This is a genomic window from Klebsiella sp. GW_Kp182, from assembly GCF_040062275.1.
Classification (GTDB): domain Bacteria; phylum Pseudomonadota; class Gammaproteobacteria; order Enterobacterales; family Enterobacteriaceae; genus Klebsiella; species Klebsiella michiganensis.
This window is the reverse complement of sequence record NZ_JBEAFQ010000038.1, coordinates 1-585: the sequence shown is the minus strand read 5'-3', so window position 1 is coordinate 585 and position 585 is coordinate 1. Positions and strand designations below refer to the sequence as shown.

The following is a 585-nucleotide window of genomic DNA, read 5'->3' as shown; positions in this document are numbered from 1 at the left end:
GTTTTAGTGTACGGGAGTATCACCCTGTACCCTGCGACTTTCCAGACGCTTCCACTAACACACAAGCTGATTCAGACTCCGGGCTGCTCCCCGTTCGCTCGCCGCTACTGGGGGAATCTCGGTTGATTTCTTTTCCTCGGGGTACTTAGATGTTTCAGTTCCCCCGGTTCGCCTCGTTAACCTATGTATTCAGTTAACGATAGTGCAACGAATTGCACTGGGTTTCCCCATTCGGACATCGCCGGCTATAACGGTTCATATCACCTTACCGACGCTTTTCGCAGATTAGCACGTCCTTCATCGCCTCTGACTGCCAGGGCATCCACCGTGTACGCTTAGTCGCTTAACCTCACAACCCGAAGATGTTTCGTAAAACATCGTCGTGTCGCGAAAATTTGAGAGACTCGAACACACATTAACTGTGTGTCGTTTCAATTTTCAGCTTGATCCAGATTTTTAAAGAGCAAAATTTCACAATGCACTTCACAGTACATTTTGAAATTCATCATTTATCAGACAATCTGTGTGGACACTACAAAGGCAGGTTCTTTAAGGTAAGGAGGTGATCCAACCGCAGGTTCCCCT

At 47.4% G+C, this 585-nt stretch carries 1 rRNA gene; it reads right to left on the bottom strand.

The features are described from left to right. Positions 1-349 (bottom strand): 23S ribosomal RNA (locus ABLU88_RS16310); the annotation flags it as partial. Between the last annotated feature and the right edge of the window lie 236 nt (positions 350-585).